Annotated in this window: 22 protein-coding genes; 11 read left to right on the top strand and 11 right to left on the bottom strand. The window is 64.1% G+C overall.

The features are described from left to right. Window positions 1-7: 7 nt before the first annotated feature. The 3 genes from CAER_RS0120115 to CAER_RS0120105 form a co-directional block, all read right to left on the bottom strand. Window positions 8-1,579: a Re/Si-specific NAD(P)(+) transhydrogenase subunit alpha gene (locus CAER_RS0120115; protein ID WP_027237057.1), complete on the bottom strand. Its 1,572-nt coding sequence runs from the start codon at window positions 1,577-1,579 to the stop codon at window positions 8-10. 138 nt (window positions 1,580-1,717) lie between these two features. Further along, window positions 1,718-2,167: a methyltransferase family protein gene (locus tag CAER_RS0120110; RefSeq protein WP_027237056.1), complete on the bottom strand. Its 450-nt coding sequence runs from the start codon at window positions 2,165-2,167 to the stop codon at window positions 1,718-1,720. A gap of 224 nt (window positions 2,168-2,391) precedes the next feature. Then, window positions 2,392-3,342, bottom strand: a complete 951-nt coding sequence (locus CAER_RS0120105) for an MBL fold metallo-hydrolase (protein WP_027237055.1) — start codon at window positions 3,340-3,342, stop codon at window positions 2,392-2,394. Window positions 3,343-3,485: 143 nt separating this feature from the next. On the opposite strand from CAER_RS0120105, the gene CAER_RS0120100 reads away from it, so the two are divergent. The 4 genes from CAER_RS0120100 (at window position 3,486) to kynA (ending at window position 6,881) form a co-directional block, all read left to right on the top strand. Then, window positions 3,486-4,241 carry an SDR family NAD(P)-dependent oxidoreductase gene (locus tag CAER_RS0120100; protein ID WP_036797477.1) on the top strand — a complete coding sequence of 252 codons (756 nt, stop codon included), beginning with the start codon at window positions 3,486-3,488 and terminating at the stop codon, window positions 4,239-4,241. After that, window positions 4,241-4,624, top strand: coding sequence for an MmcQ/YjbR family DNA-binding protein (locus tag CAER_RS0120095; RefSeq protein WP_027237053.1), 384 nt, complete (start codon window positions 4,241-4,243; stop codon window positions 4,622-4,624). Before CAER_RS0120100 ends, CAER_RS0120095 begins: the two co-directional genes overlap by 1 nt. Before the next feature lie 81 nt (window positions 4,625-4,705). Further along, a complete protein-coding gene (gene kynU / locus CAER_RS0120090; RefSeq protein ID WP_027237052.1) occupies window positions 4,706-5,899 on the top strand; it encodes a kynureninase in 1,194 nt (397 codons plus the stop codon). A 148-nt stretch (window positions 5,900-6,047) separates the two neighbouring features. Further along, the gene (gene kynA / locus CAER_RS0120085) at window positions 6,048-6,881 is read left to right on the top strand and encodes a tryptophan 2,3-dioxygenase (protein ID WP_027237051.1); all 834 of its coding nucleotides are present in this window, start codon (window positions 6,048-6,050) and stop codon (window positions 6,879-6,881) included. Between the two features lie 31 nt (window positions 6,882-6,912). On the opposite strand, the gene CAER_RS0120080 is transcribed toward kynA, so the two are convergent. Next, window positions 6,913-7,494, bottom strand: coding sequence for a TetR/AcrR family transcriptional regulator (locus CAER_RS0120080; protein WP_027237050.1), 582 nt, complete (start codon window positions 7,492-7,494; stop codon window positions 6,913-6,915). 94 nt (window positions 7,495-7,588) lie between these two features. Here CAER_RS0120080 and CAER_RS0120075 point away from each other — a divergent pair, with 94 nt between their 5' ends. Beyond that, a complete protein-coding gene (locus tag CAER_RS0120075) occupies window positions 7,589-8,053 on the top strand; it encodes a (2Fe-2S)-binding protein (protein WP_027237049.1) in 465 nt (154 codons plus the stop codon). A 3-nt stretch (window positions 8,054-8,056) separates the two neighbouring features. Next, window positions 8,057-10,297 carry a xanthine dehydrogenase family protein molybdopterin-binding subunit gene (locus CAER_RS0120070; RefSeq protein WP_027237048.1) on the top strand — a complete coding sequence of 747 codons (2,241 nt, stop codon included), beginning with the start codon at window positions 8,057-8,059 and terminating at the stop codon, window positions 10,295-10,297. Window positions 10,298-10,343: 46 nt separating this feature from the next. Here CAER_RS0120070 and CAER_RS0120065 read toward each other — a convergent pair whose 3' ends face one another. From CAER_RS0120065 to CAER_RS0120055, 3 genes are all read right to left on the bottom strand, one after another. Beyond that, entirely contained in the window at window positions 10,344-10,859 is a 516-nt protein-coding gene (locus CAER_RS0120065; protein WP_027237047.1) for a GNAT family N-acetyltransferase, read from the bottom strand. Between the two features lie 25 nt (window positions 10,860-10,884). Further along, on the bottom strand, window positions 10,885-11,664 hold the full coding sequence (locus tag CAER_RS0120060; protein ID WP_027237046.1) for a gamma-glutamyl-gamma-aminobutyrate hydrolase family protein: 780 nt from the start codon (window positions 11,662-11,664) through the stop codon (window positions 10,885-10,887). A gap of 131 nt (window positions 11,665-11,795) precedes the next feature. Continuing rightward, window positions 11,796-12,416 carry a helix-turn-helix domain-containing protein gene (locus CAER_RS0120055; protein WP_245597388.1) on the bottom strand — a complete coding sequence of 207 codons (621 nt, stop codon included), beginning with the start codon at window positions 12,414-12,416 and terminating at the stop codon, window positions 11,796-11,798. A gap of 164 nt (window positions 12,417-12,580) precedes the next feature. Here CAER_RS0120055 and CAER_RS0120050 point away from each other — a divergent pair, with 164 nt between their 5' ends. After that, window positions 12,581-13,063: a fasciclin domain-containing protein gene (locus tag CAER_RS0120050; protein ID WP_036797474.1), complete on the top strand. Its 483-nt coding sequence runs from the start codon at window positions 12,581-12,583 to the stop codon at window positions 13,061-13,063. 110 nt (window positions 13,064-13,173) lie between these two features. Here the strand turns inward: CAER_RS0120050 and CAER_RS0120045 are convergent, their stop codons facing one another. The 3 genes from CAER_RS0120045 to CAER_RS0120035 form a co-directional block, all read right to left on the bottom strand. Further along, a complete protein-coding gene (locus CAER_RS0120045) occupies window positions 13,174-13,602 on the bottom strand; it encodes a GlcG/HbpS family heme-binding protein (protein ID WP_027237043.1) in 429 nt (142 codons plus the stop codon). 113 nt (window positions 13,603-13,715) lie between these two features. After that, window positions 13,716-15,863: a malate synthase G gene (locus CAER_RS0120040; protein WP_027237042.1), complete on the bottom strand. Its 2,148-nt coding sequence runs from the start codon at window positions 15,861-15,863 to the stop codon at window positions 13,716-13,718. A 230-nt stretch (window positions 15,864-16,093) separates the two neighbouring features. Beyond that, on the bottom strand, window positions 16,094-16,300 hold the full coding sequence (locus CAER_RS0120035) for a hypothetical protein (RefSeq protein ID WP_027237041.1): 207 nt from the start codon (window positions 16,298-16,300) through the stop codon (window positions 16,094-16,096). Between the two features lie 125 nt (window positions 16,301-16,425). Here CAER_RS0120035 and pepN point away from each other — a divergent pair, with 125 nt between their 5' ends. The 3 genes from pepN to CAER_RS0120020 all read left to right on the top strand — a co-directional run bounded on the left by pepN (window position 16,426) and on the right by CAER_RS0120020 (window position 20,889). Next, window positions 16,426-18,990: an aminopeptidase N gene (pepN, locus tag CAER_RS0120030; RefSeq protein WP_027237040.1), complete on the top strand. Its 2,565-nt coding sequence runs from the start codon at window positions 16,426-16,428 to the stop codon at window positions 18,988-18,990. Continuing rightward, a complete protein-coding gene (locus tag CAER_RS0120025; protein ID WP_245597387.1) occupies window positions 18,959-19,441 on the top strand; it encodes a hypothetical protein in 483 nt (160 codons plus the stop codon). Before pepN ends, CAER_RS0120025 begins: the two co-directional genes overlap by 32 nt. Before the next feature lie 215 nt (window positions 19,442-19,656). Next, a complete protein-coding gene (locus tag CAER_RS0120020) occupies window positions 19,657-20,889 on the top strand; it encodes a hypothetical protein (protein WP_245597386.1) in 1,233 nt (410 codons plus the stop codon). A gap of 183 nt (window positions 20,890-21,072) precedes the next feature. Here the strand turns inward: CAER_RS0120020 and CAER_RS0120015 are convergent, their stop codons facing one another. Next, window positions 21,073-23,427: a Tex family protein gene (locus tag CAER_RS0120015; protein ID WP_027237037.1), complete on the bottom strand. Its 2,355-nt coding sequence runs from the start codon at window positions 23,425-23,427 to the stop codon at window positions 21,073-21,075. Window positions 23,428-23,764: 337 nt separating this feature from the next. Here CAER_RS0120015 and gatB point away from each other — a divergent pair, with 337 nt between their 5' ends. Continuing rightward, window positions 23,765-25,276 (top strand): Asp-tRNA(Asn)/Glu-tRNA(Gln) amidotransferase subunit GatB, encoded by a 1,512-nt coding sequence (gene gatB, locus CAER_RS0120005; RefSeq protein WP_027237035.1) that lies wholly within the window; start codon window positions 23,765-23,767, stop codon window positions 25,274-25,276. Window positions 25,277-25,459: the final 183 nt, after the last annotated feature.

Genomic DNA, 25,459 nt, shown 5'->3' with positions numbered 1-25,459 from the left:
CCTCGCTTTAAGATTTCTGGAACATGGCGAGCATGCGCCGGGTGACGAGGAAGCCGCCGAAGATGTTGATACCCGCCATGAAGACGCTGAGCGCCGCCAGCAGGATCACCAGGAACGAGCCGGAGCCGATCTGCATCAAAGCGCCCAGGATGATGATTGAGGAGATCGCGTTGGTCACCGCCATCAGCGGCGTGTGCAGGCTGTGCGCCACGCCCCAGATCACCTGAAAGCCCACGAAGCAGGCCAGCGCAAAGACGATGAAATGCTGCATGAAGCTGACCGGCGCAAAGAGGCCCACCAGCAAGAGCAGCGCGCCGCCGCCCGCCAGCAGGGTGACCTGGCTCTTGGTCTGCGCCTTGAAGGCCGCAACCTCCTGGGCGCGTTTTTCCTCCGGCGTCAGCTCCGGCACCGTCTCCTTGGGCTTGGCGGCAATCGCCTGCACCTTGGGCGGCGGCGGCGGGAAGGTGATCTCGCCCTCAAACGCCACGGTGGCGCCGCGGATCACGTCGTCCTCCATGTCGTGGTTGACCTGGCCGTCTTTGTCCGGCGTGAGGTCAGCCATCATGTGGCGGATGTTGGTGGCATAAAGCGTCGAGGACTGCGCCGCCATCCGGCTGGGGAAATCAGTGTAGCCGATGATGGTGACGCCATTGTCGGTCACGATCTTCTCATCCGCCACGGTCAGCTTGCAGTTGCCGCCCTTCTCCGCCGCCAGGTCGACGATGACCGAGCCCGGCTTCATCGCCGCGACCATATCCTCGGTCCACAGCTCCGGCGCCTCGCGGTTGGGGATCAGCGCGGTGGTGATGACGATGTCCATCTCCGGCGCCAGCTCGCGGAACTTCGCCAGCTGCGCTTCGCGGAATTCCGGCGAAGAAACAGAGGCATAGCCGCCCGAGGCGCTGCCGTCCTGCTGTTCCTCCTCGAAATCGAGATAGACGAACTCGGCGCCCATCGATTCCACCTGCTCGGCCACTTCGGGGCGCACGTCGAAGGCATAGGTGACCGCGCCCAGCGAGGTCGAGGTGCCGATGGCGGCAAGCCCCGCGACGCCTGCGCCGACCACAAGCACCTTGGCGGGCGGCACCTTGCCTGCCGCGGTGATCTGGCCGGTGAAGAAGCGGCCGAAGTTGTTGCCCGCCTCGATGACCGCGCGGTAGCCCGCGATATTGGCCATTGAGCTGAGCGCATCCATCTTCTGCGCGCGGCTGATCCGCGGCACCATTTCCATGGCGATCACATTGGCGCCCTTGGCTTTGGCCAGCGCCATGCCTTCTTCGTTCCCAGCCGGGTTGAAGAAGGAAATCAGCGTCTTGCCCTTGGTCAGCCGCTTCAGCTCGGTAGCGTCCGGCTGGCGCACCTTGGCGACAATATCGGCGGCTTTCCACAGCGCGGCCGGTGTCTTGATGATCTCGACCCCGGCGGCTTCATAAGCGGCATCGGAAAACCCCGCCGCCGCCCCGGCCCCGGCCTCGATCGCGCAATCATACCCCAGCTTCTGCAGCTGACGCGCAGAGTCCGGCGTCATCGCAACGCGGTTTTCGCCCGCATATGTTTCTTTTGGTGTCCCTATTTTCACCTTGTCGGTCCCCCTCGTCCTGCCCGTGCCAGCATACTCTGGGTACGGATCACAATGATTTTCTCTACTATGCGCAAGATTATTGCGCAATGATTTTGCTGCGTTGCCGCAAAGTCATGCCGCAACGCCGCGTTCCGCTCAGATCCAGCGGCGCACCTTCCGCTCGTACCGGGCCCAGTCCGCGCGGAAGGTCCGGCGCATCCTGTCCTCCTCCGGAATGACAAAGCGTTTCTCCAGTACCCAAAGGAACACCGGGATCAGCGGCAGCGACAGCACCGCGTCAAACCACAGAATAAGGCCCGCCAGGATCAGCACATCGCCCAGGTAGATCGGGTTGCGGCTGCGGCTGAAGATGCCCGATTGCACCAGGCGGCTGGGTGTCTGGTGCGGCAGGACCGTGGTCTTCTGCCGCCGCATCTCGGTGATGGCGAGCAGCGCCAGCAGCAGGCCGCCGCCCAGGAGGGTGCCGCCCAGAAACTCCGCCCAGGCGCCGCCGAAGGAGAGCCCGAGCGCAAAATGCCGCGCTTGCAGCCACGCGGCCAGGACACAGCCCGCGAGCCAGACGGGCGGCACATCCAGCCACCGCATCAGCCCCCGCCCTTTCGCAGAATATGTCCTGAAATCACGCACATCGCGGGCAGTTTTCCCTTATCCGTCCTGGCCGTCCAGACCGGTTCGGCCGGGACTGAAAGAAAAGGACAAATTGCCCTCCATGCTGCAGAAACGACGAATCTGTTCCAGCTTGCGGCATGATCCTGCATAGATTCGTCCGAAAGCCTATGTATATTTATGTGTACCGAAGCCGGAGCCGCTCACTCCCACTCCATTTCCTCAAAAACCCGGCCCGCGTTCTTGGTGGCAAGCTCCTCGAATGTGTCCAGGTTCTTCCAGCGCTCCTGATCAACATAGTAGGCGCTGGCGAGGTCTCCGCCCGTCTCGATATGGGCGCCGACCTTGGCCCGCAGATCGGTCAGGTAGTCGAGCGTATAGCGGCGCACCTGCGGCAAATTGGTCGGGTGGCCGTGGCCCGGGATCACATAGGCGGGGTCAAGCGGTTCCAGCTTTTCCTGCCAGGTTTCGATCCAGCATTTGGTGCAGGTATGCGGGAAAACCGGCAGCATACGCTCATGAAAGGCGATGTCGCCGGCAATCAGCAGGTCCCACTCCGGAATCCAGACCTGGATGTCGCCCGGGTCATGCGCCGGTCCGAGGTGCAGAACCTGCATCTCCACTCCGCCCAGGGTGAGGTCATAGCGGTCTTCGAACGACAGGTTGGCGTGCTCGACGCGGGTCTCTCCCGCCCGGTCCTTGTTGTAGCCGCGCATCCGCTGCAGGATCAGGTCGCTGTTTTCCTGCGTCTCGGCAATCGCCTCTGCTTGGGCCAGCACGTCCACGCCCTGGTCCCGCCAGTAGCCGTTGCCCAGCATCGCGTGGCCCTGACCGTTTTCGTTGATCACCAGCACCACCGGCTGGTCCGTCACCTGCTTGATTTCATCGTGCAGCGCCTTGGCCAGTGCATCGGAAGCGCCGGAGTTCACCACCACCACGCCTTCGGAGGTCACGATGAAGGAGAGGTTGTTGTTGTGGCCTGCGTTTTCGTAGGTCGGCGGCGCGGTGGCGCCGATGGCGGAGAACACATGCGGGATCACCTCCACCGGTTTGGAGTACAGCTCGGACTGTGGGTACTGATCGGCAATGTCTTCGCTGGCGTGGACGGTTGCAGCGATGCACAAGGCGGCGCAGGCGGCGGCAATAGCTTTCATCGGAAATCTCCCTGAAGGTTTGCAGCAACATTCACACATGCGAATGTGACTGTAAACGCCTGACCCATGCGTCGTGACGGCACGGCGGGGTTGCCAGCTGCCCCGGCCCGGTTAGGCTGCCTGCAAAACCGGGAGAATTGAGGATGACGGTATTGCAAGGCAAACACGTGCTGGTCACCGGCGGCGGCACCGGGATCGGGCTGGCGATTGCTCAGGCTCTGGCCGCGGAAGGCGCGCAGGTCACCATCACCGGGCGCAGGCAGGAGGTTTTGGAGCAGGTTGCCACGGGCAGCCTGCATCCGATGGCGATGGATGTGCGCAGCGAGGCGGACGTGGCGGCCAAGGTGGAGGCTGCGGTGGCGGCGCGCGGCCCGGTCCAGATCTGCGTTGCCAATGCAGGAGTTGCCGAAGGCGCGGCGCTGCACAAGACCTCGATGGAATTCTGGCGCAACATGATGGCGACAAACCTCGACGGTGCCTTTCTGACGATCCGGGAATGTTTCAAGTCGATGCGGGAGACCGATTGGGGGCGGGTGATCACCGTGTCCTCCATCGCCGGGTTGCGGGGGCTGAAGGGTGCGGCCTGCTACTCTGCCACCAAGCACGGGATGATCGGCCTGACCCGGGCGCTGAGCGAGGACTACCTGGGCACGCCGTTTACATTCAACGCGCTTTGCCCGGGGTATGTCGACACCCCGATTGTCGAGCGCAATGTCACAGCGATCTCCCAACGTTCAGGCATGAGCGCGGTAGAGGCGATGGACGTGATGGTGAACGCTAACCGTCACAAGCGGCTGATCGAACCCAGCGAGGTCGCCGCCGCGGCGCTGTGGCTGTGCGGGTCGGGATCCGGGTCGGTGAACGGCCAATGCATCGAGATCGCGGGCGGGCAGACCTGATGGACCGGGAGGCGTTCAATAGCTTCTGCGCCACCTTTCCGGCGGCGGAGCACGTGGTGCAATGGGGCAACTCGGACGTCTGGAAGGCGGGCGGCAAGCTGTTTGCCGTTTGCGGCTGGGCTGACGGCCGGGATGCCTTCACCTTCAAGGCCGGCGACATCGCCTTTGAGGTTTTGCAGGAACGCCCTGGCGTTCGCCCGGCACCCTATCTGGCGTCGCGCGGGATGAAGTGGCTGCAGCAATTTGACGACAATGGCCTCACGGACGCGGAGCTGAAAGAACAGATCACCCTGTCCTATCAGATGGTCACTGCGGGCCTCTCCAAGCGCAAGCGTGCAGAGCTGGGTATCCCGGACCCGCAGCCGGGGCCGGACGGGCGCTAGGCACTGGACAGAATGGCGCAGATGCGGTAGCAAACCGGAAAAGCTTTAAGCTTGAAATACCTCAACGCATGCGAGGCCCCTATGACCGATTTTGCTGCAACCAAGGCGATGTTCGACTTGCCCGAGGGCGTGATCTATCTGGACGGCAACTCGCTGGGCCCCCTGCCCCGCGCCGCCAAGGATCGGGTCGGCGCGATGATGCAGGATGAATGGGGGCAGATGCTGATCACCGGCTGGAACAAGGCCGGCTGGATGGACAAGCCCAAGGCGCTAGGAGACCGGATCGGGCGGCTGATCGGGGCGGAGCCGGGCCATTTGGTGATGGGCGACACGCTGTCGATCAAGGTCTATCAGGCCGTTGCTTCGGCGCTGGAGCTGAACCCGGGCCGTAAGGTCGTGCTGTCGGACAACGGCAACTTCCCCACCGACCTCTACATGGCCAGCGGACTGCTGAAATCGCTGGGGCCGGACTATGAGCTGCGGGTGGTGGATCCGGAGGATGTTGAGGACGCCATCACCGATGAGATCGCAGTGCTGATGATCACCGAGGTGGACTACCGCACCGGCCGCAAGCACGACATGAAGGCCCTGACCGCGAAGGCCCATGCCAATGGCGTGCTGACGGTCTGGGATCTGGCGCACTCCGCCGGCGCCATTCCGGTCGATCTGGCCGGGTGCAAGGCCGATTTCGCAGTGGGCTGCACCTACAAGTACCTGAATGGCGGCCCCGGCGCGCCCGCTTTCATCTATGTCTCGCCGCGCCACGCAGGGGCCGCCCGGCCCGCCCTGTCGGGCTGGCTGGGGCATGAGGCGCCATTTGCCTTTGACCTCGACTACCGCCCGGGCCAGGGCATCGACCGGATGCGCGTCGGCACCCCGCCGATCCTTCAGCTGACCGCGCTGGAGGCGGCGATGGATATCTGGGACAAGGCGGATATGGCCAGCGTGCGCGCCAAGTCCATCGGCCTGTGCGATCTGTTCATCGCAGAGGTAGAGAGGACCTGCCCGCAGCTGGAGCTGGCCTCGCCGCGCGATCCGGCGTTCCGCGGCAGCCAGGTTTCGTTCAAGTTCGACGAGGGCTATGCCGCGATGCAGGCGCTGATCGCCCGCGGCGTGATCGGCGACTTCCGGGCCCCGGACATCATGCGGTTCGGTTTCACCCCGCTATACATCGACGAAGGCGACGTGCGCGCCGCGGCGGAGATCATCGCCGATGTGATGACCAACGCCCTGTGGGACCGGCCGGAATACATGGTCCGCCACGCGGTCACCTGATGCGCCGCACCCGCTCTTCACATCTGCCGCTTTGCCGCCCGGCGGGCTGGGTTGCGCTGTGGCGCCGCCTGGCCCAATGCGGCACCCTGAACCGGAGGACGCATTCCTTTCCCTGACATATACTGCATTTAGGAAAAGGAATGATCCGATGACCCAACCCTACGACCCCGCCGACGACGGCGCCCAGATGTCCTTTGACGGGCGCATGTCCTATGGCGATTACCTGTCGCTCGACATGCTGCTGAACGCGCAGAAGACATGGACCAATACCCATGACGAAATGCTGTTCATCATCCAGCACCAGACCTCCGAGCTGTGGATGCGGCTGGCCATTCACGAGCTTTCCGCCGCCCGCGAACGGCTGCTGGGCGGCCAGGCGCGGCAGGCGTTCAAAATGCTGGCCCGGGTGGCGCGCATATTCGAGCAGCTGAACTCCGCCTGGGATGTGCTGCGCACGATGACCCCCTCGGATTACACTGCGTTCCGGGATGAACTGGGCCAAAGCTCAGGCTTTCAGTCGCACCAGTACCGGCAGATCGAATTCATGCTGGGCAACCGCAACATGGCGATGCTGCGCCCGCATTCCCACCGCCCGGACATCCTGGCGCTGCTGGAGGCCGAGCTGGCGCAGCCGTCACTGTATGATGTTGCGCTGAAGGCGCTGGCGCAGAGCTTTGATCTGCCGGAGGAAGTGCTGAACCGGGATGTTTCCGAGGCCTATCAGCCGCATGAGGCCGTGCAGGCCGCCTGGACCGAGGTGTACCGCGACACCGAAACCCATTGGGAACTGTACGAGCTGGCCGAGAAGCTGGTGGATTTCGAGGATTACTTCCGCCGCTGGCGCTTCAACCACGTGACCACGGTGGAACGCGTCATCGGCTTTAAGCGCGGCACCGGCGGCACCGGCGGTGTCAGCTATCTCAAGCGGATGCTGGAAGTGGAGCTGTTCCCCGAACTCTGGCACCTGCGCACCGAACTGTGATGCGCACGCGGGCCGGAGCCTCCGGCCCGCATCAACGCGGCGTCAGCCCGGCCCCGATCAGCGCGGCCAGTTGGCGCACCCCGGCCTGATAGGCGGCAAAATCACCGGCGGTTTGCTTAATGCCTTTGAGGGACGCGCAAATCGTCCGGGCGATCACGTCAGCGTCTCCGTTCAGCGCCGCCTGCCCGGCCTCCGCCTGCTGCTGCAGCCAAGCGGCGTAGAGTCCGCGCAGGGCCGCCTCGCCCGCTTCGATTTCCTCGCCCGCGACGTGTTTGGTAACTTCGAACAGCTCCATCCCGTGCGGCGACGCCATCATCGACTCAATCGCCTCACCGCCCTGCCCCCTAAAAGCGGCCAGCAGGCGGTCGGACAGGGTGCCTTCAGAGGCCAGCCCGGCGCGGACTTTCTCTGCCGCATTGCCGTAATACGCGGCCACAAGCGCCCGGAAGATCGCCTCTTTGTTCTTGAAATGCAGATAGAGCGCCGGGCGCGACATGCCCGCACCCTTGGCGATGTCGTCCATCGAGGTCTTGCGGAATCCATATGTGGAGAACGCCGCCCAGGCGGCCCCAAGGATTGCCTGCTGTTTTGGGTCTATGCCTGCCATGTTCATAATATTGCTTCTGACATTATCTGCAGAAAATGTCAATTGACATACTGACACTTTCAATTACATTTGTCAGAACCCCAGCAAAGGAAGACACGCCATGTCCACCACGCTTCGCATCAATGGAAAGCCCCATCAGGTGGATCTGCCTGATGATGTGCCCCTGCTGTGGGTGCTGCGCGATGAGGTCGGCCTCACCGGCACCAAGTTCGGCTGCGGCGTCGCTGCTTGCGGCGCCTGCACCGTGCATATCGACGGCGAAGCCGTGCGCTCCTGCCAGGTGGCGCTGTCGGACGTCTGGGGCGAGGTGACCACGGTCGAGGGTCTCGGCACACCGGATGCAATGGCTGCGATTCAGCAGGCCTGGGTGGAGCATCAGGTGGCCCAGTGCGGCTACTGCCAGTCCGGCCAGATCATGCAGGCGGCGAGCCTCTTGGCGGAAAACCCGGCGCCCTCGGACGCGGAGATTAACGAGGCGATGCAGGGCAACCTGTGCCGCTGCGGCACCTACCCGCGCATCCGCGCCGCTATCCACGCCGCCGCCCAAAAGATGCAGGAGGCGTAAGTCATGGCCAGCTTCAAGAAAATCGCCCGCCGCAGCTTCCTGATCGGTTCCGCCGCCATCATCGGCGGTGTCGCCTTTGGCGCTTATTACGTCAGCCGCCCTGCCCCGAACCCGTTGAAACCCGGCGACGGGGAAGTGGCGTTCAACCCCTTTGTGATGATCTCGGACCAGAAGATCACCTTGATTGCACCGCGCGCCGAGATGGGCCAGGGCGTGCACACCACCTGGGCCGCGCTGATTGCCGAGGAACTGGACGTGACGCTGGACCAGGTGGAGGTTCTGCACGGCCCCGCCGCCAAGGCCTATTACAATTCCGCCCTGATGAGCGAGGCGCTGCCCAGCACCGGCTATGACAAGTCCAAGTTCATGCACTCGCTGGGCGAACTGATGGGCCAGGCGGGCAAGCTGCTGGATCTGCAGGTGACAGGCGGTTCAACCTCGATGAAGGACGGGTACGAGCGGATGCGGCTGGCTGGCGCCTCGGCCCGGGAAACGCTGAAGGAAGCCGCCGCCCAGCGCCTTGGCGTCAGCCGCGGCCAGCTTAGCACCCGGGACGGCAAGGTAATTGCGCCGGATGGCGCGGAGATTGCCTATACCGAGCTGGCAGCAGATGCAGCCCGGCTGGAGCCGGTGGACGCCCCCCTGCGCCCGCGCAGCGAATGGCGGCTGCTGGGCAAGGCCCAGCCGCGGGTGGACATGGCGGACAAGGCAACCGGCACCGCGCAATTCGGCATTGATGTGCGCCTGCCCGGGATGAAATTTGCTGCGCTGAAGGCGAACCCGCATCTGGGCGGCGCGATGAAGGGTTTTGACGCCGCAGCAGCCCTTGAGATGCCCGGCATCGAAACGGTTGCGGATCTTGGCGATGCGGTTGCCGCTGTCGGCCGCAACACCTGGCTGGCGATCCAGGCGCTGGAGGCCATAGACTTCGACTGGGGGGCAGCCCCTATTCCGGCCGCCCAAATAGAGATCTCCGGCGCAATTCATGCAGCGTTTCAGGCTGAGCCGAACTCCACCCTTCGCGACGACGGCGATGCCGCAACCCTGCCGGAGGGCGCGCAGGAGGTGACGGCAGAGTACGAGGTGCCCTACCTCGCCCACGCCACGATGGAGCCGCTGAACGCCACCGCGCTGTTTGACGGCCAGCGCCTGCAGATCTGGTGCGGCAACCAGGGGCCGATGCTGGTCCGCGACCACTGCGCCAAGGCGCTGGGGATCGAGCCGGAGCAGGTGGAGGTGAACACCACCCTGATGGGTGGCGGCTTCGGCCGGCGGGGCGAGTTCGATTTTGCCGTCTATGCCGCCCGTCTGGCCGGGCAGATGCCGGGCACACCGGTGCAGCTGACCTGGAGCCGCGAGGAGGACATGACCCATGACTTTTACCGCCCGGCCTCTGCCGCGAGGTTCCGCGGTGCGGTGAAGGACAGCAAGGCGCTGCTGCTGGACGGGCAGATTGCCGGCCAGTCGCCCACCGCGCAGGCGATGAACCGCTGGATCGGACTGTCGCCCAGCGGCCCGGACACCGCCTTGACCGATGGCGCCTTCAACCAGCCCTATGGCATCCCCAACTACCGCATCCGCGGCTATGCAGCGGACCTGCAGATCCCAGTTGGCTTCTGGCGTTCAGTCGGCGCGTCGATCAACGGATTTTTCATGGAGAGCTTTGTGGACGAGCTGGCCCACGCTGCGGGCGCCGACCCGCTGGAGTTCCGCCTGGAACTTGCGCGCGGGGAGTGGGAGCCCGCTGCCAAGGTGCTGGAAGCGGTCAAGGAAATGTCCGGCTGGACCGGCAGGACGCCCGAAGGCGTGGGCCGCGGCGTTGCCATGACATACAGCTTCGGCACCCCGGTGGCACAGGTCATTGAAGTCGCTCAGGAAGACGGCGGCATCCGCCTGCAAAAGGCGTGGATCGCCGCTGATCTGGGGGTTGCGCTGGATCCGCGAAACCTGGAAGCGCAGATGTCCGGCGGCATGGCCTATGGGCTGTCGGCGGCGATGTTCGGCGAGATCACCTTCGCCGAAGGCGCCGCGGAGCAGGTGAATTTCCCCGATTACGACGCCATCCGCATGCACACCATGCCCGTGGTGGAGGTGCGAATCTTGGAAGAGCAGGCGCATATCGGCGGCGCGGGCGAACCCGGCACGCCGCCCGCGGCCCCGGCACTGGCAAACGCGCTGTTCGACCTTACCGGCAAACGGGCGCGGCGGCTGCCGCTGATGCACGACTTCGATCTGCTGACCTGATTGCCGCGCGGCTTGTCATTCACCGGGCAGGCCGCCAGCTTCAATTTCAGTCGAGGATTTTGACCATCCGGTAGTTGTGGATCTTGACGCCGCGGCGCTCGAAAACGCGCCGCCGGTCTACGACAAAGCCCTGCCGCTCAAAGAAGCCGCGCGCAGCTTCGCTGGCCTCAACATATAGCAGCTTGAGCCCCTGGCGCAGTGCCACCGTTTCCAGCCTGACGTATAACGCCGCCGCAACGCCCTGCCCTGCGGCACGGGGATGGCAAAACAGCATGTCGATATGGCCGTCGGATTCCAGGTCGATGAAGGCCACCGGCGTATCGTCTTCGCCGATCGCAACCCATACCGCCCGCCCGTCGGATAGCTTTTGCCCGATGGTCTCGGCCGGTGGCGCCCCGGGGCACCAGGCGTTGATCTGCTCCGGCGAATAATACCGGCTTGCGATGCCATGCACCGCAGAGTGAAACACCTCCGCCAGGTCCTCCGCATCGTCTGCTTTGAATTGCCGGATCTTGTAGCTGCCCTTGCTGCCGGGCGCGCCCTCTTCCGCATCACCTTTCATACTCAAACCTTTTAACCAAATGCGCCTATGCGGATTTCTGAAAACCGGGCTGCGCGCCGCCATTCGCCCAGGCCTGCACCGCAGAGCCAAACGCCTCAAACAAAGGGCGCGACACCGGATCGCTGGCGGCATCCCACTCCGGATGCCACTGCACCGACAGCGTAAAGCCCGGCGCGTCCTTGACGAAGATCGCCTCGGGGGTGCCGTCGGGCGCGTGCCCGTCCACCACCACCCGCGCGCCCGGGCGCTTGATGCCCTGGCCGTGCAACGTGTTGGTCATCACTTCCTCGGCGCCGAACAGGCGGTGGAACACGCCGCCCGCACTGAACCGGACGCTGTGGCGCAGGGCAAATTTCTCTTCCAGCGTGCCATCGGGCGGCATCCGGTGGTTCATCCGCCCCGGCAGATCCCGGATTTCGGGATAGAGCGTGCCGCCCATTGCCACGTTGACCTCCTGAAAGCCGCGGCAGATGCCCAGGAACGGCTGGCCGCGCTCCACGCAGGCGCGGATCAGCGGCAGGGTGATGGCGTCGCGCGCCCGGTCAAAGGCGCCATGCGCCTCGGTCTCCGCCTCGCCGTATTCAGCGGGGTGCACATTCGGCCGCCCGCCGGTCAGCAGGAAACCGTCGAACGTTTGCAGCAGTTCCTCAACGGTGACAAAGCGCGGGTCGGAAGGGATCATCAGCGGCATGCATCCGGCCACCTCGGCAATCGCCTCGGAATTCATCGTGCCGCCTGCATGCACAGGGTACTGATCGTTGATCAGATAGGAGTTGCCGATAATGCCAACCTTGGGTCGCGTCATAATCCACTCGTAAATTCATTTCCTGAAGAAAAACCTAGCCCTGACACTGCACGGGTTCAACAGGCGCCGCAGAGCAACACAGTGTTCACACCCGCACAACCCTGCGTCAGCAGCCAGCCTGCCGCCTTAATTCAGCACGACAGGCTGTCCGGTGCCGCGTCGCGCGACACCACCACAAGCGCCCGGCACCTCTGCCCCGGCACCGCCCGGTAGCTGTGTGCAAACCCCGCGTCGAAATAGACCGAGTCGCCCTTGTTCAGAACCTCACTCCGGCCATGGATGCCCAGTTCCAGCCCGCCCTCGATCACATAGATCAGCTCCGCGCCCGGATGCGCATGGGGCTCGCTTTCGGCGCTGTTGCCGGAAAATTCCGCAAGGTAGGTCTGAAAGCGGCTTTTGGTTACCGGGAAATCCAGGCTCTCAAACAGATAGGACAGCGGCCCGTCGTTTTTGTCGCCCAGTTTCAACCGGTCCCGCACCCGCACCACTTCCAGCACCGGTGCGTCCTCGCCCGGCCCGAAGAAGTGATCCAGCCCCACCCCGAACACCATGGCGATGCGCAGCAAGGTCGCCAGGGTCGGGAACACCTGCCCACGTTCAATCCGCGACAGCATCGCCGCCGACAGGCCGGTGTGCTCGCCCAGCTGTGCCAGCCCCATGTCCTTGCCCTGGCGCAGACTGCGCAGCTTGGGACCGATTCTGTAGGCTTCCAAACCTTCCTGAAGCGTTTCAGACAGCATGGGCTTGCTCATGGTTTTGACCTCCGGTGCAATCCAGTTAAGGGTCATTTTACCCAGGTGCAAAAATAATGCACCTCACACAAACGTGTATCTCATGCAAATTTTTTGCATGTCAAGCTATCCATGCCAGACCTCTCTGCCCTCCTCCCGCTGGCGCCTGACAGAAAGGATGTCCCATGATCTTCAACCGCCTCTCCGTGACAGCATTTGCCATTGCCCTTGGCCTATCCGTGCCGTCGGCCGTCCCGGCCGGGTCGAAAGACATTGTCGAAACGGCAGCTGCTGCCGGCCAGTTTGAGACCCTTGCAGCCGCGCTGACCGCCGCTGATCTGGTGGGAAAGCTGCAGGGCGATGGCCCATTCACGGTGTTTGCGCCGACTGATGACGCATTTGCGGCCCTCCCCGAAGGCACGGTCGAAACTTTGCTGAAGCCGGAAAACCGCGCGCAGCTGACAGAGATCCTCACTTACCACGTGGTGCCGGGCAAGGTGATGTCCTCAGACCTGAGCGACGGCATGACCGCGGAAACTGTGATGGGCAAAGAGATCACCGTGTCGATGGACGGCGGGGTCAAGATCAATGACGCCACGGTCACAACCGCAGACGTCGAAGCGTCAAACGGCGTCATCCATGTGATCGACGCGGTCATGCTGCCATAAGCGCGCCGTCTGCCCTAAAAGCAGGTCCCCCCTCTCCTGCTTTAAGAGCAGGGCCCTCTCCCGTCCTATTCAGCGGGCTTCCCTCTGGCCCCGGCGGGAGGGGGCTGTTGTCAAATCTCGCCGTGCAGGCCCGCGGCTTCGATTCCGGTCACCGCAGCGGCCGCGTCATTGTCCGAGGTATCGCCGGTCACGCCGACCGCCCCGATCACGTCACCTGAGCTGTCCCTGACCAGCACGCCGCCGGGCACCGGCACCACCTGGCCGCCGTAAACCCCGTTCACCGCGGCCATAAAATAGGACTGGCTCTCTGCCCGCGCCATTTGTGCAGTGCCCGCCATGCCCAGCATCACCGCGCCGTAAGCCTTGCCATGGGCAATCGCGAACCGTCCCGGTGCGGCGCCGTCCTCGCGCTCGAATGCCTGCACGTGGCCGCCGGCATCCAGCACCACCACCGACAGCGGTTTCAAGTTCAGCCCGCGCCCGCTTTCCAGCGCCGCCCGGATGATGGTGCGCGCCTGATCCAATGAAATCCCTGCCATGAGTGATCTTCCTCCCGCTGACGTTACGTTATGAAAGGAAAAGGAGGCCAAAAGGCCCCCTGTGACTACCCGCTGAATCAGGGAAACTGTTTCCCGGGGTCAGTTTGACGCGGTCAGGCCGAAGCTTCCTGCGCCTTCAGCTCCAGACGGCGGGCGTGCAGCACCGGCTCGGTATAGCCCGAGGGCTGGACCCGCCCCTTGAACACCAGATCGCAGGCTGCCTGGAACGCGATGGTGTCAAAGCCCGGCGCCATCGGACGGTAGCTGTTGTCGCCGCGGTTCTGGTCATCCACCACCTTGGCCATCTTGCGCAGAGCGCCCATGACTTCCTCCTCTGAAACAACGCCGTGATGCAGCCAGTTGGCGATATGCTGGGCAGAAATCCGGCAGGTGGCGCGGTCCTCCATCAGGCCAACATCGTTGATGTCCGGCACCTTTGAGCAGCCGACGCCCTGGTCGATCCAGCGCACCACATAGCCTAGGATCCCTTGCGCGTTGTTGTCTACTTCGCGGGCGATCTGCTGCGGCGTCCACTTGCGGTAGGTGGCCAGCGGGATTTCCAGGATGCCGTCCACATGGGCGCGGCGGCCGCCGGCCTTGAGCTTCTTTTGCACCGCAAACACATCCACTTTGTGATAGTGCAGCGCGTGCAGGGTGGCGGCGGTCGGGCTGGGCACCCAGGCGCAGTTGGCGCCGGATTTCGGATGCTCGATCTTCTGCTCCAGCATCGCCGCCATCATGTCGGGCATCGCCCACATGCCCTTGCCGATCTGCGCCTTGCCGGACAGGCCGCACTCCAGGCCGACATCCACGTTCAGGTTCTCATAGGCGCCGATCCAGGCCTTGCGCTTGATGAAATCCTTGCGCGAGAACGGCCCCGCCTCCATCGAGGTGTGGATTTCGTCGCCAGTGCGGTCCAGGAAGCCGGTGTTGATAAAGGCCACCCGGTGCTTGGCGGCGCGGATGCATTCCTTGAGGTTCACCGAGGTGCGGCGCTCCTCATCCATGATGCCGATCTTCACGGTGTGGCGCGGCAGGCCCAGGATATCCTCGACCTTATCAAAGATCCGGTCGGTGAAGGCCACTTCCTCCGGCCCGTGCATTTTGGGTTTCACCACATAGACCGACCCCAGGGCAGAGTTGCCGCCGTCGCGCTTCAGGTCGTGCTTGGCGATCAGAACGGTGATCAGTGCGTCCAGCAGGCCCTCATAGGCCTCGTTGCCGTCCTTATCCAGAACTGCCGGGTTGGTCATCAGATGGCCGACATTGCGCACCCACAACAGGGCACGGCCCTTCACGGTCTTGGCAGTGCCATCCGGCGCGGTGAAGCCGAAGTCCGGGTTCAGGCGGCGGGTAATGATCTTGCCGCCCTTTTCCAGGTTGGTCTCCAAGTCGCCCTTCATCAGGCCCAGCCAGTTTGAATAGGCCAGCACCTTGTCCTCGGCATCGACGCAAGCAACCGAGTCCTCGCAATCCATGATCGCAGACATAGCGCTTTCAAGCCGCACATCGGCGAGGCCCGCTTGGTCGCGGGCGCCAATCGCGTGGGCGCGGTCAAAGACCAGCTCCACATGCAGCCCGTTGTCGCGCAGCAGCACCGATTCCGGCGCCTTGGGGTTGCCGCGGTAGCCTGCAAATTTCTCCGGCTGGGCCAGCTGCAGGTCGTCGATCAACAGCTGGCCGTCCTGCACGTAATACCGGCGCACGTCGGCGTGGCTGGCACCGTCGATCGGAAAAGCCTCGTCCAGGAATACCCGTGCCCGTGCCACCACCCGCGCGCCGCGGCCCTTGTCATAGCCGCCCTTAGGCGCCGGGGTTCCCATCGCGTCGGTGCCATAGAATGCGTCATACAGGCTGCCCCAGCGCGCGTTTGCCGCGTTCAGCGCATAGCGGGCGTTGGTGATCGGCACCACCAGCTGCGGACCGGGCACCGATGCGATCTCCGGGTCCACGTTCTGCGTCTCGATCTCGAAATCACCGCCCTCTGGCAGCAGGTAACCGATCTCCGCCAGGAACGCCTTATAGGCTTCGTGGTCATGCGGCTTGTCGCGGTTGGCGATGTGCCATGCATCGATCTTGGCTTGGATCTCTTCCCGTTTGGCCAGCAGCGCCCGGTTTTCCGGCCCGAACCCGTTCACCAGCTCCGCCAGGCCTTTCCAGAACGCCTCCGCCTCGACACCGGTGCCGGGCAGCGCCTGTTTCTCAACGAAATCCGCCAGTTCCGGCGCAACCTGAATTCCCTGTTTTTCGTCCCGGCTCATGACTTGCTCCTTCCGGCGGTACACCACTGTATGCTGTTACCTAGTTAGGGCAGAAGTTTCCGATCAGCAACAAAACAGCCTCCCGGTGAAACCGAACGCAATTTCTTGATTTTCAAGAAAGTGCCGAAAAGATTTCCGAAAATGCAGCGCCTGACGCCGGCCCTCCAAACAGCACAAAGGCGCGCAGGTTACCCTGCACGCCCCGCAAACATGCTTTACTGGACCGCCGGTCAGTCAGCGGTCCCGTCAATGACCGCCTGCACCTCTTCGGCGGAGGCCGGCGCTTCCACCTTGTCCTGCTCGCCGCCGCGATCAAACACCATCAGCAGGAACAGCCCCAGCGCGATCAGTGCAAACACAACCACGGCGCCGATCCCCAGCAAGGAGGGCTTGTGCTTATTCTTCTGACGCTCGACGTTGGTATCCGGGGCGGACATGGCGGAACTCCTTTCAATAACAAATTGAGGCGCAGGACGGCTTGCCGCTCCGCCCGGTGTTGCCTACGACTATGGTAACTACGTGCCGGCCCCCGCTCGGGTTCCATTAAAAACGAGGTTCCGCCGTGAAAGATGCAAGCCCCGCCACCGCCCCCAAGACGTTCTACCTGAAAGATTACACGCCCTTCGGGTATGACGTGGAAAGCATTCACCTGACCTTCCGCCTGGCACCGGAGACCACCCGCGTGCTCAGCAAGATCCGGTTTGCGCCCAAGGCAGATGCGTCGGACAGGACCTTCTTCCTGCACGGCGAGGAGCTGAAGCTGATTTCCGCCCGGATCGACGGCCAAGAGGTAACGCCGGAGCTGGTGGACGGCGGCCTCAAATGCGATGTGCCCAGCGCTCCCTTCACCTGGGAAGCTGAGGTAGAGATCAACCCTGCCGGCAACACCGCGCTGGAGGGGCTATACATGTCCAACCGCATGTATTGCACCCAATGCGAGGCCGAGGGATTCCGCAAGATCACCTATTACCCGGACCGCCCAGACGTGATGTCCACCTTCACTGTGCGTATTGAGGGCGACGAGCCGGTGCTGCTCTCAAACGGCAACCCCACAGGCCAGGGAGAGGGGTGGGCCGAATGGCACGACCCTTGGCCGAAACCGGCCTATCTGTTCGCGCTGGTGGCTGGCGATCTGGTCAATTACCCCGGCCAGTTCACCACCAGGTCCGGCAAGGCGGTAGAGCTGAACATCTGGGTCCGCCCCGGCGACGAAAACAAGTGCGCCTTTGGCATGGAGGCGCTGAAGAAGTCGATGAAATGGGACGAGGACGTCTATGGCCTCGAATACGACCTGAAGCTGTTCAACATCGTGGCTGTCGATGACTTCAACATGGGCGCGATGGAGAACAAGGGGTTGAACATATTCAACTCGTCCTGCGTTCTGGCCTCGCCTGAAACCTCCACAGATGCCAATTTCGAACGGATCGAGGCGATTATCGCCCATGAGTACTTCCACAACTGGACCGGCAACCGCATCACCTGCCGCGACTGGTTCCAGCTGTGTCTGAAGGAAGGGCTGACGGTGTTCCGCGACGCGCAGTTTACGGCCGACATGCGGTCCGAGCCGGTGAAGCGGATCGACGACGTGATCGCCCTGCGCGCCCGCCAGTTCCCGGAGGATAACGGCCCCCTCGCCCATCCGCCGCGGCCCGAAGCCTTTCAGGAAATCAACAACTTCTACACCGCCACGGTCTATGAGAAGGGCGCCGAGGTGATCGGCATGCTGAAGCGGCTGGTGGGGGATGAGAACTATTACAAGGCGCTGAAGCTTTACTTTGAGCGCCACGATGGCCAGGCCTGCACCATCGAGGACTGGCTGAAAGTATTCGAGGACGCAACGGGCCGCGACCTCAGCCAGTTCAAACTGTGGTACAGCCAGGCCGGCACCCCGCGCCTGAAGGTTTCCGAGGATTACGCGGACGGCACCTATACCCTGACGTTCGAGCAATCTACGCCACCCACCCCCGGCCAGCCGGAGAAGGACCCGCGGGTGATCCCGGTGGCGGTCGGCCTGCTGTCCCCCAACGGCGACGAGGTGCGCGGCACAGAAGTGCTGGAACTGACCGAAGCCAAGCAGAGCTTTACCTTCGACGGCCTCGCCTCCAAACCGGTGCCCTCGATCCTGCGGGAATTCTCCGCCCCGGTGATCCTGGAGCGCGAAACCACCAACGCCGAGCGCGCCTTTCTGCTGGCCCATGACACCGACCCGTTCAACCGCTGGGAGGCCGGCAACGCGCTGGCCAAGGAGGTCCGTGTCGCGATGGTGCTGGACGGCAGCGCCCCCGATGCGGCCTATCTGGATGCACTGGAAAAACTGGTGCGCGACGACGATCAGGACCCGGCCTTCCGCGCCCTGGTTCTGACGCCGCCCAGCCAGTCGGATATTGCGCAAACCCTGCATGAGCGCGGCTTCACCCCCGATCCGCAAAAGATCTATGACGCGGCTGAGACCTTTGCCCAGACCCTTGCGCAGCAGCTGGAAACCAGCCTGCCCCGGCTGTATGCCGCCACCACGGTTGAAGGCCCTTATGAACCGGATGCCGAGGGCGCAGGCAAACGCGCCCTCAACGGCCGCATCCTGTCACTGCTGACCCGTCTTGACGGCGGCGATCAGGCCGCGCGCCAGTACCAGGCCGCGGATAACATGACCCAGCAGTACGCCGCCCTTGGCGCGCTGATGAAGGCCGAGAAGGGCGAGGCGCAAAGCCAGGCCTTCTTCGATCAATGGCAGGACGACCGGCTGGTGATGGACAAGTGGTTTGCGCTGCAAATTGCTTGCGCCGCACCGGAGAAAGCCGCCGCCGCCGCAGCGGAGCTTACCCGGCACCCGATGTTCGACATGAAGAACCCCAACCGCTTCCGCGCGGTGATGGGGGCGCTGGCGGGCAACCACGCGGGCTTCCACCATGCCAGCGGCGAAGGCTATCAGCTGCTGGCGGACAATCTGATCGCGCTGGACAAGCTGAACCCGCAGACCACCGCCCGGATGTGCGCGGCCTTCCAGACCTGGAAGCGCTATGACGCGGGCCGCCAGTCGCTGATCCGTGCGCAGCTGACGCGGATTGCAGGAACAGACGGTCTCAGCCGCGACACAAATGAAATGGTCACCCGGATCCTGGATGCCTGAGACGCCCGGAAAACCTGCCCCGGCGGAGCCCTACAGCTTCTCCCGCCGGGGCCGTTCCAACACCGCTATTCTCGCGACGGGCGGCTGGCTGGCGGTCCTGCTGGTGCTGTGGCTGGTGCTGGACGCGGCCCTGTGGCTGACGGTCCTGCTGGCCCTGCCAGCCCTGCCTGCCCTTCTGGACCTGATCCGCAACCCTCTGGCAGGGCTTAGGATTTCCCGAAACCGCATCGAATGGTTCAGCGGCGGGCTGACTGGTGAAGCAGATCTCAGCGAGATTGACCGGGTGCGTTTCGACACCCGCTGGGACCTCTCGGTGCGGGCCACGCTGGTTCTGCGCAACGGCAAGCGCATCCGCCTGCCGCAGGAGGCCACCCCGCCGCACGCCGAAGCTGACGCGGAATTCCAAAAGTGCGGGCTGCGCACGGAGCGGCACCATTTCACGGCCTTCTGACCGCCGCCCGTCAAAGCCCCGCCAAAACAATTTAGGATTGTCGGCAGTGAAAGGCGATTAACCGCCTGTGCGCGGGAACTTCCCCACTGCCGCCATCTTTGCGCCCCATTGCCTGAGGAAACTGAGACCAACGATAAGCTGCCACTCTTCAGGAAGCAAAAATGCTCACACAGTCTCGACAGGCACGGGATCTTCTGTCCCGGATTTCAGATCTGATGTCCCGCAGCTCCCGGCCCGCCAGCCGCCCGGGTCCTGCGCCCGCTCCGCCCCCCGCTGACGCGCTGCTGAACCGGAGCCTGGAAGACAGCCTGTCCATCCCGATCCGCAGCGCCGAAGGCGATCCCGACTGCCTGCAAGCGCAGGACCACGGACAGTTCCTGGCCCGCCAGGAACGCTGGGAGGACCTCTCCAGCGCGATCCGGGAAGCAGACGACAGCCGCGCTGCCGCCCGCTGCGGCCTGCCGCTGGCCGATCTCATCGCCTATGGCGCCCGTGCCGACGTGGTGAATGCCACCGAACATGCCCTGGCCGAGCAAAAGGATGCCGGCAATCGCAGCCTGATCCGCGGCCTGATGGCGTTTGAGGCGCTGCGGGCAGAGCACCGCCACGATCCCTATCTGACCGCCCTGGTGGCACTGGCCCATATCGACATCGGCTGGGCCTGGCGCAGCCCCGGCAATGCTCCTGCAGCCCCGGCCTCCAGCCAGCGCCGATGCGCCGCCCATTTCGACCGCGCCGCCGCCCTGCTGGAGCCGATTGCGGAGGACAGCAAAGACAGTCCCTTCCTCAAATCGGCGCAATGCGCCCTGTTTGCCGGCAGCACCAGCGGTACCCTGCCGGTGGCGGATGCCTTTGGCGCCCTGATCGACCTGGCCCCGGCCAACCACCGCCACATGCGCACCCTCGGCACCCATATGCTGCCGCGCTGCTCAGGCTCTTATGCGGCACTGGAGCTGGAGGCCCGCCGGACCGCGGCGCGCACTGCGCAGACTTGGGGGGCGGGCGGCTATACCTGGGTTTATTTCGACGCCATCGCCATCGACGATCAGGCCTGCGCCCGGGTCGATACCCGCTTTTTCCTCGACGGCCTCAGGGACATCGTGCAGGCCAACCCGTCGCAGGAGATGATCAACCTCTTGGCGGCCTATTGCACCGTCGCCCTGCGCAAGGGGCTGGGGCAGAACCTGCAGGCTGACGTTCCCCGGCTGAAGATATCCGAAGCCGCCAGCTGGCTGATCCGCGACCACCTGAACGAACTTCACCCGCTGGTCTGGGCCCACGCAGAGGAAGGCTTCGACAACAGCGCCCGCATCCGCTCTGTCAGCCACTTTGCGGCCCGCGGCCACGCCGGTGCTTTGCAGGCCATCGCAGGCCAGTTCCGCGACGAGATCGAGAACGGCCAGACTGTCGCCTTTACCGAACAAGGACTGGAATTCAGCCCCGCCTGAGGCGCAGAACGCAGCTTTCACGCATCGTTACATCTCAGCCATCAGCGGTAGCCGCCGCCCGTCGCGCCAGCGGCGGGCGCGTTCCGCACGCGCCCGGGCAGACGCTCACCGCAATACTTCTGCGGACGCAGCCAGCCCGTGCACACTCTGTCCTGATCGAATTGGGGCCGAAGCCCCGTCTCGTCATTTCTTCTTAAAAGCGTCCATCAAGGCCGCCCCCAGCGCGCCGGTTCCCTGATCCCTGCCCTGACCGCCCTTGGGTCCAGAAGTCATCTTACCCCTGCCGCCCGGCTGCCCGCCCGGCTTGCCGCCCCGGCGCGGGGCCGCTCCCTTGGCCGGGCCGCGGGCATTGCGGTCTTCCTTAGCCGAGGCACCGCCGTCCTTCTTCATGGTCAGGCCAATGCGTTTCCGCCCCACATCCACCTCGGTCACCGTCACCTTCACCACCTGGCCGGTTTTCACCACCTCGTGCGGGTCTTTCACAAACCGGTCGGCCAACTGGCTCACATGCACCAGCCCGTCCTGATGCACGCCGATGTCGACAAATGCGCCAAAGGCCGCGACGTTGGTCACCGTGCCCTCCAGCACCATGCCGGGCTTCAGGTCGGTAATCGCCTCCACCCCGTCCTTGAAAGAGGCGGTCACAAAGGACGGGCGCGGGTCGCGGCCCGGCTTCTCCAGCTCCTGAAAAATGTCCCGCACCGTCGGCAGGCCAACATCGCCGCCCACAAAATCTTCGGCACGCAAGGACTTCAGCGCCGCGCCGTCCCCCATGATCTGGCGGATATCGCGCCCGCAGGCGGCCACGATCCTGCGCGCCACGTCATAGCTTTCGGGGTGAACCGAGGACGCATCCAGCGGCTCCTTACCATCGCGGATACGGAGGAAGCCCGCGCATTGTTCAAACGCCTTCGGTCCAAGCCGCGCGACCTTCAGCAGCTCCTTGCGCGAGGCAAATGCACCGTTCATGTCCCGGTGCGCCACAATCGCCTCCGCCAGACCGGGGCCAAGGCCCGACACATGGCTCAGCAGCGGGGCTGAGGCCATGTTGAGGTCGACGCCCACCGCGTTCACCACATCCTCGATCACCGCTTCCAGCGACTTTGAGAGTTTGTGCTGGTCCACATCATGCTGATACTGGCCGACGCCGATGCTCTTGGGTTCGATCTTCACCAGCTCCGCCAACGGGTCCTGCAGGCGCCGCGCAATCGACACCGCCCCGCGCAAGCTTACGTCCAGATCCGGGAATTCCCGAGCCGCCAGCTCAGACGCGGAATAGACCGAGGCGCCGGCCTCTGACACCACAACCTTGGTCGGCGTCTTGATCTTGGCGGGCAGGTGTTTCAGCACCTCCGCCACCATCCGCTCGGTCTCGCGGCTGGCGGTGCCGTTGCCGATGGCGATCAGCTCCACGCCGTGTTCGGCAATCAGTTTCACAATCGACACCTGCGCCCCGCGCAGGTCGTTCTTCGGCTGGAACGGGTACAACGTCTCGGTGGCCACCAATTTCCCGGTTGCATCGACCACTGCCGCCTTGACGCCGGTGCGAATGCCCGGGTCCAGCCCGAGAGTCGGCCGCGCACCGGCCGGAGCTGCGAACAGCAGGTCTTTGAGGTTGCGGGCAAAGACCTGAATGGCGTCCTCCTGCGCGCGGCCCCGCAAATCGCCCATCAGCTCCAGCATCATCGACAGCGACAGCTTCACCCGCCAGGTCCAGCCCGCCACCTTGCGCAGCCAGACATCGCCCGGCCCGTTACCGCCCGCGCCCAGCTCCGCCGCCACCATCGCCTCGGCCCGGGCCACGCCCTCTTCCGGCTCCGGCCCCACGTCCAGCGTCAGCACGCCCTCATTGGAGCCTCGCAGCATCGCCAGCGCCCGGTGCGAGGGCACGTCCGCCCAGCGCTCGGAATGGGCGAAGTAGTCGGAGAACTTGGCGCCCTCCTGCTCCTTGCCCTCGATAACCTTGGCTGTGAGCACCGCCTCCTTCTGCAGGAATTCCCGCAGTCGGCCCAAAAGGGCTGCATTCTCGGTCAGCCGCTCGGTCAGGATATCCCGCGCGCCGTTCAGCGCATCCTTCACCGTGGCCACGGCCTCAGTGATATAACCTTCCGCCAGATTCTCCGGATCGGCGCTGCGGTCGGCCAGGATGGCATCTGCCAGCGGCTCCAGCCCGTTCTCCTTGGCGATCATCGCCTTGGTGCGCCGCTTGGGCTTGTAAGGCAGATAGATATCCTCCAGCTGCGCCTTGGTCTCTGCCTTGGCGATTGAGGCCGCCAGGTCGTCGGTCAGCTTATCCTGCCCCTTGATCGACTCGAGGATGGCGGCGCGCCGCTTTTCCAGCTCGCGCAGATACTCCAGACGCTCTGCTAGGGTGCGCAGCTGAGTGTCATCCAAGCCCCCCGTCGCCTCCTTCCGGTAGCGCGCGACAAAGGGCACGGTGGCGCCTTCATCCAGCAGCGCCACTGCAGCGCTCACCTGCTTGGCGGCGGCGCCGATTTCCGTGGCAATGGTCTGGCTGATGCGGGCGGATGTGTCCAAGGCGGCCTCCTGAAGTTCTGCTCGGGCTGCCAGTTCTAGCCCTCCTGATGCACCCCGCCAAGAGGCTGAATCAGGCACAGGCGAACCATCGCGAAGGGCAACGCCTGTCCGCGCGCGGAAGCAAAGCGCCCGCCCATGGGGGCGGACGGGCGCTGCGCGGGCTTCCAGCCCGTGCTATTCACAGGGGCTTCCGCCCGCTTCAAAGCTCTCTGCGCCACCTGCCCTCTTGCTCCTCCGCGCCGCCGGGCCTAGAACGCTGTGCAACGGAAATTGACATTGTGCTGATGAAACATCGCACCACGTCACTGCAACTGACATTCGGATACGGCGGAAAACCATGCTCGACCTGACATATGAACTCCCCAAGCCCAAGGTGATCGCGGGCGCCAAGCATGACTGGGAACTGGTCATCGGCATGGAGGTGCATGCCCAGGTCAGCTCCAATGCCAAGCTGTTCTCCGGCGCCTCCACCAAGTTCGGCGCCGAGCCGAACTCCAACGTGGCTTTCGTGGATGCGGCAATGCCCGGCATGCTGCCGGTGATCAACGAATACTGCGTCGAGCAGGCGGTGCGCACTGGCTTGGGTCTCAAGGCGGACATCAACCTGTGGTCTGCCTTTGACCGCAAGAACTATTTCTATCCCGACCTGCCGCAGGGCTACCAGATCTCGCAGCTGTATCATCCCATTGTGGGTGAAGGCGAAGTGCTGGTGGAACTGGGCGACGGCACTGCCCGCAATGTGCGGGTCGAGCGTATCCACATGGAGCAGGACGCCGGCAAATCCATCCACGACATGGACCCGCATATGTCCTTTGTCGACCTGAACCGGACCGGTGTCTGCCTGATGGAGATCGTCTCCCGCCCCGACATCCGGGGCCCTGAGGAAGCGGCGGCCTACATCGCCAAGCTGCGCCAGATCATGCAGTACCTGGGCACCTGCGACGGCAACATGCAGAACGGCAACCTGCGCGCCGACGTGAACGTTTCGGTCTGCCTGCCGGGCCAGTACGAGAAGTACCAGGAAACCCAGGACTTCAGCCACCTCGGCACCCGCTGCGAGATCAAGAACATGAACTCCATGCGCTTCATCCAGCAAGCCATCGAGGTCGAGGCGCGCCGCCAGATCGCCATCCTTGAGGCCGGCGGAGAGATCGTGCAGGAGACCCGCCTGTATGACCCGGATAAGGGCGAGACCCGCTCCATGCGCTCCAAGGAAGAGGCGCACGACTACCGTTATTTCCCCGACCCCGACCTGCTGCCGCTGGAGATCGAACAGGACTGGGTGGACGGCATCGCCGCCAATCTGCCGGAACTGCCGGACGAGAAAAAGGCGCGCTTCATCAACGACTTCGGCCTCAGCGACTATGACGCCTCGGTGCTGACCGCGGATGTGGAATCGGCGGCCTTCTTTGAAGAAACTGCAAAGGGCCGCAGCGGCAAGCTGGCCGCCAACTGGGTCATCAACGAGCTGTTCGGCCGCCTGAAGAAAGAAGATCACGCGATCACCGAGTCCCCGGTTTCCCCCGCCCAGCTGGGCGGCATCATCGACCTGATCGCCTCGGATGCGATCTCCGGCAAGATCGCCAAGGACCTGTTCGAAATCGTCTACACCGAAGGCGGCGACCCGGCGCAGATCGTCGAAGACCGCGGGATGAAGCAGGTGACCGATACCGGCGCCATCGAGACCGCCTTGGACGAGATCATCGCCGCCAACCCGGCGCAGGTGGAGAAGGCCAAGGTGAACCCGAAACTGGCAGGCTGGTTTGTCGGCCAGGTGATGAAGGCCACCGGCGGCAAGGCCAACCCCAAGGCGGTGAACGAGCTGGTCGCCAAGAAACTGGTCGGCTGATCCCGGCGGAAAACGGATTAGCGAAGGGCGCCCCTTGCGGCGCCCTTTTTCGTGCCGAAACGAGGGTGCCATGCGTGCACCCTCTGTACACCCCTTGTGCACCGGGCGGTGCCATTCAGACCCTTCGCCCAGCGGCACGCCGGGCAGCTCCCGACCGCCCCCATGGGCGGGGGCTATGCCCCC

Origin of the sequence: Leisingera caerulea DSM 24564 (assembly GCF_000473325.1) — a bacterium.
In the GTDB taxonomy this organism is placed as follows: Bacteria; Pseudomonadota; Alphaproteobacteria; order Rhodobacterales; family Rhodobacteraceae; genus Leisingera; species Leisingera caerulea.
The sequence above is the reverse complement of the archived record's forward strand: the minus strand, read 5'-3'. Positions and strand labels throughout refer to the sequence as shown.

Excerpts from the sequence above, each read along its gene's own strand:
- CAER_RS0120110 (WP_027237056.1), bottom strand. The coding sequence starts at position 2,167 with ATGCGGTGGCTGGATGTGCCGCCCGTCTGGCTCGCGGGCTGTGTCCTG.
- CAER_RS0120105 (WP_027237055.1), bottom strand. The coding sequence starts at position 3,342 with ATGAAAGCTATTGCCGCCGCCTGCGCCGCCTTGTGCATCGCTGCAACC.
- CAER_RS0120100 (WP_036797477.1), top strand. The coding sequence starts at position 3,486 with ATGACGGTATTGCAAGGCAAACACGTGCTGGTCACCGGCGGCGGCACC.
- CAER_RS0120095 (WP_027237053.1), top strand. The coding sequence starts at position 4,241 with ATGGACCGGGAGGCGTTCAATAGCTTCTGCGCCACCTTTCCGGCGGCG.
- kynU (WP_027237052.1), top strand. The coding sequence starts at position 4,706 with ATGACCGATTTTGCTGCAACCAAGGCGATGTTCGACTTGCCCGAGGGC.
- kynA (WP_027237051.1), top strand. The coding sequence starts at position 6,048 with ATGACCCAACCCTACGACCCCGCCGACGACGGCGCCCAGATGTCCTTT.
- CAER_RS0120080 (WP_027237050.1), bottom strand. The coding sequence starts at position 7,494 with ATGAACATGGCAGGCATAGACCCAAAACAGCAGGCAATCCTTGGGGCC.
- CAER_RS0120075 (WP_027237049.1), top strand. The coding sequence starts at position 7,589 with ATGTCCACCACGCTTCGCATCAATGGAAAGCCCCATCAGGTGGATCTG.
- CAER_RS0120070 (WP_027237048.1), top strand. The coding sequence starts at position 8,057 with ATGGCCAGCTTCAAGAAAATCGCCCGCCGCAGCTTCCTGATCGGTTCC.
- CAER_RS0120065 (WP_027237047.1), bottom strand. The coding sequence starts at position 10,859 with ATGAAAGGTGATGCGGAAGAGGGCGCGCCCGGCAGCAAGGGCAGCTAC.
- CAER_RS0120060 (WP_027237046.1), bottom strand. The coding sequence starts at position 11,664 with ATGACGCGACCCAAGGTTGGCATTATCGGCAACTCCTATCTGATCAAC.
- CAER_RS0120055 (WP_245597388.1), bottom strand. The coding sequence starts at position 12,416 with ATGAGCAAGCCCATGCTGTCTGAAACGCTTCAGGAAGGTTTGGAAGCC.
- CAER_RS0120050 (WP_036797474.1), top strand. The coding sequence starts at position 12,581 with ATGATCTTCAACCGCCTCTCCGTGACAGCATTTGCCATTGCCCTTGGC.
- CAER_RS0120045 (WP_027237043.1), bottom strand. The coding sequence starts at position 13,602 with ATGGCAGGGATTTCATTGGATCAGGCGCGCACCATCATCCGGGCGGCG.
- CAER_RS0120040 (WP_027237042.1), bottom strand. The coding sequence starts at position 15,863 with ATGAGCCGGGACGAAAAACAGGGAATTCAGGTTGCGCCGGAACTGGCG.
- CAER_RS0120035 (WP_027237041.1), bottom strand. The coding sequence starts at position 16,300 with ATGTCCGCCCCGGATACCAACGTCGAGCGTCAGAAGAATAAGCACAAG.
- CAER_RS0120025 (WP_245597387.1), top strand. The coding sequence starts at position 18,959 with ATGAAATGGTCACCCGGATCCTGGATGCCTGAGACGCCCGGAAAACCT.
- CAER_RS0120020 (WP_245597386.1), top strand. The coding sequence starts at position 19,657 with ATGTCCCGCAGCTCCCGGCCCGCCAGCCGCCCGGGTCCTGCGCCCGCT.
- gatB (WP_027237035.1), top strand. The coding sequence starts at position 23,765 with ATGCTCGACCTGACATATGAACTCCCCAAGCCCAAGGTGATCGCGGGC.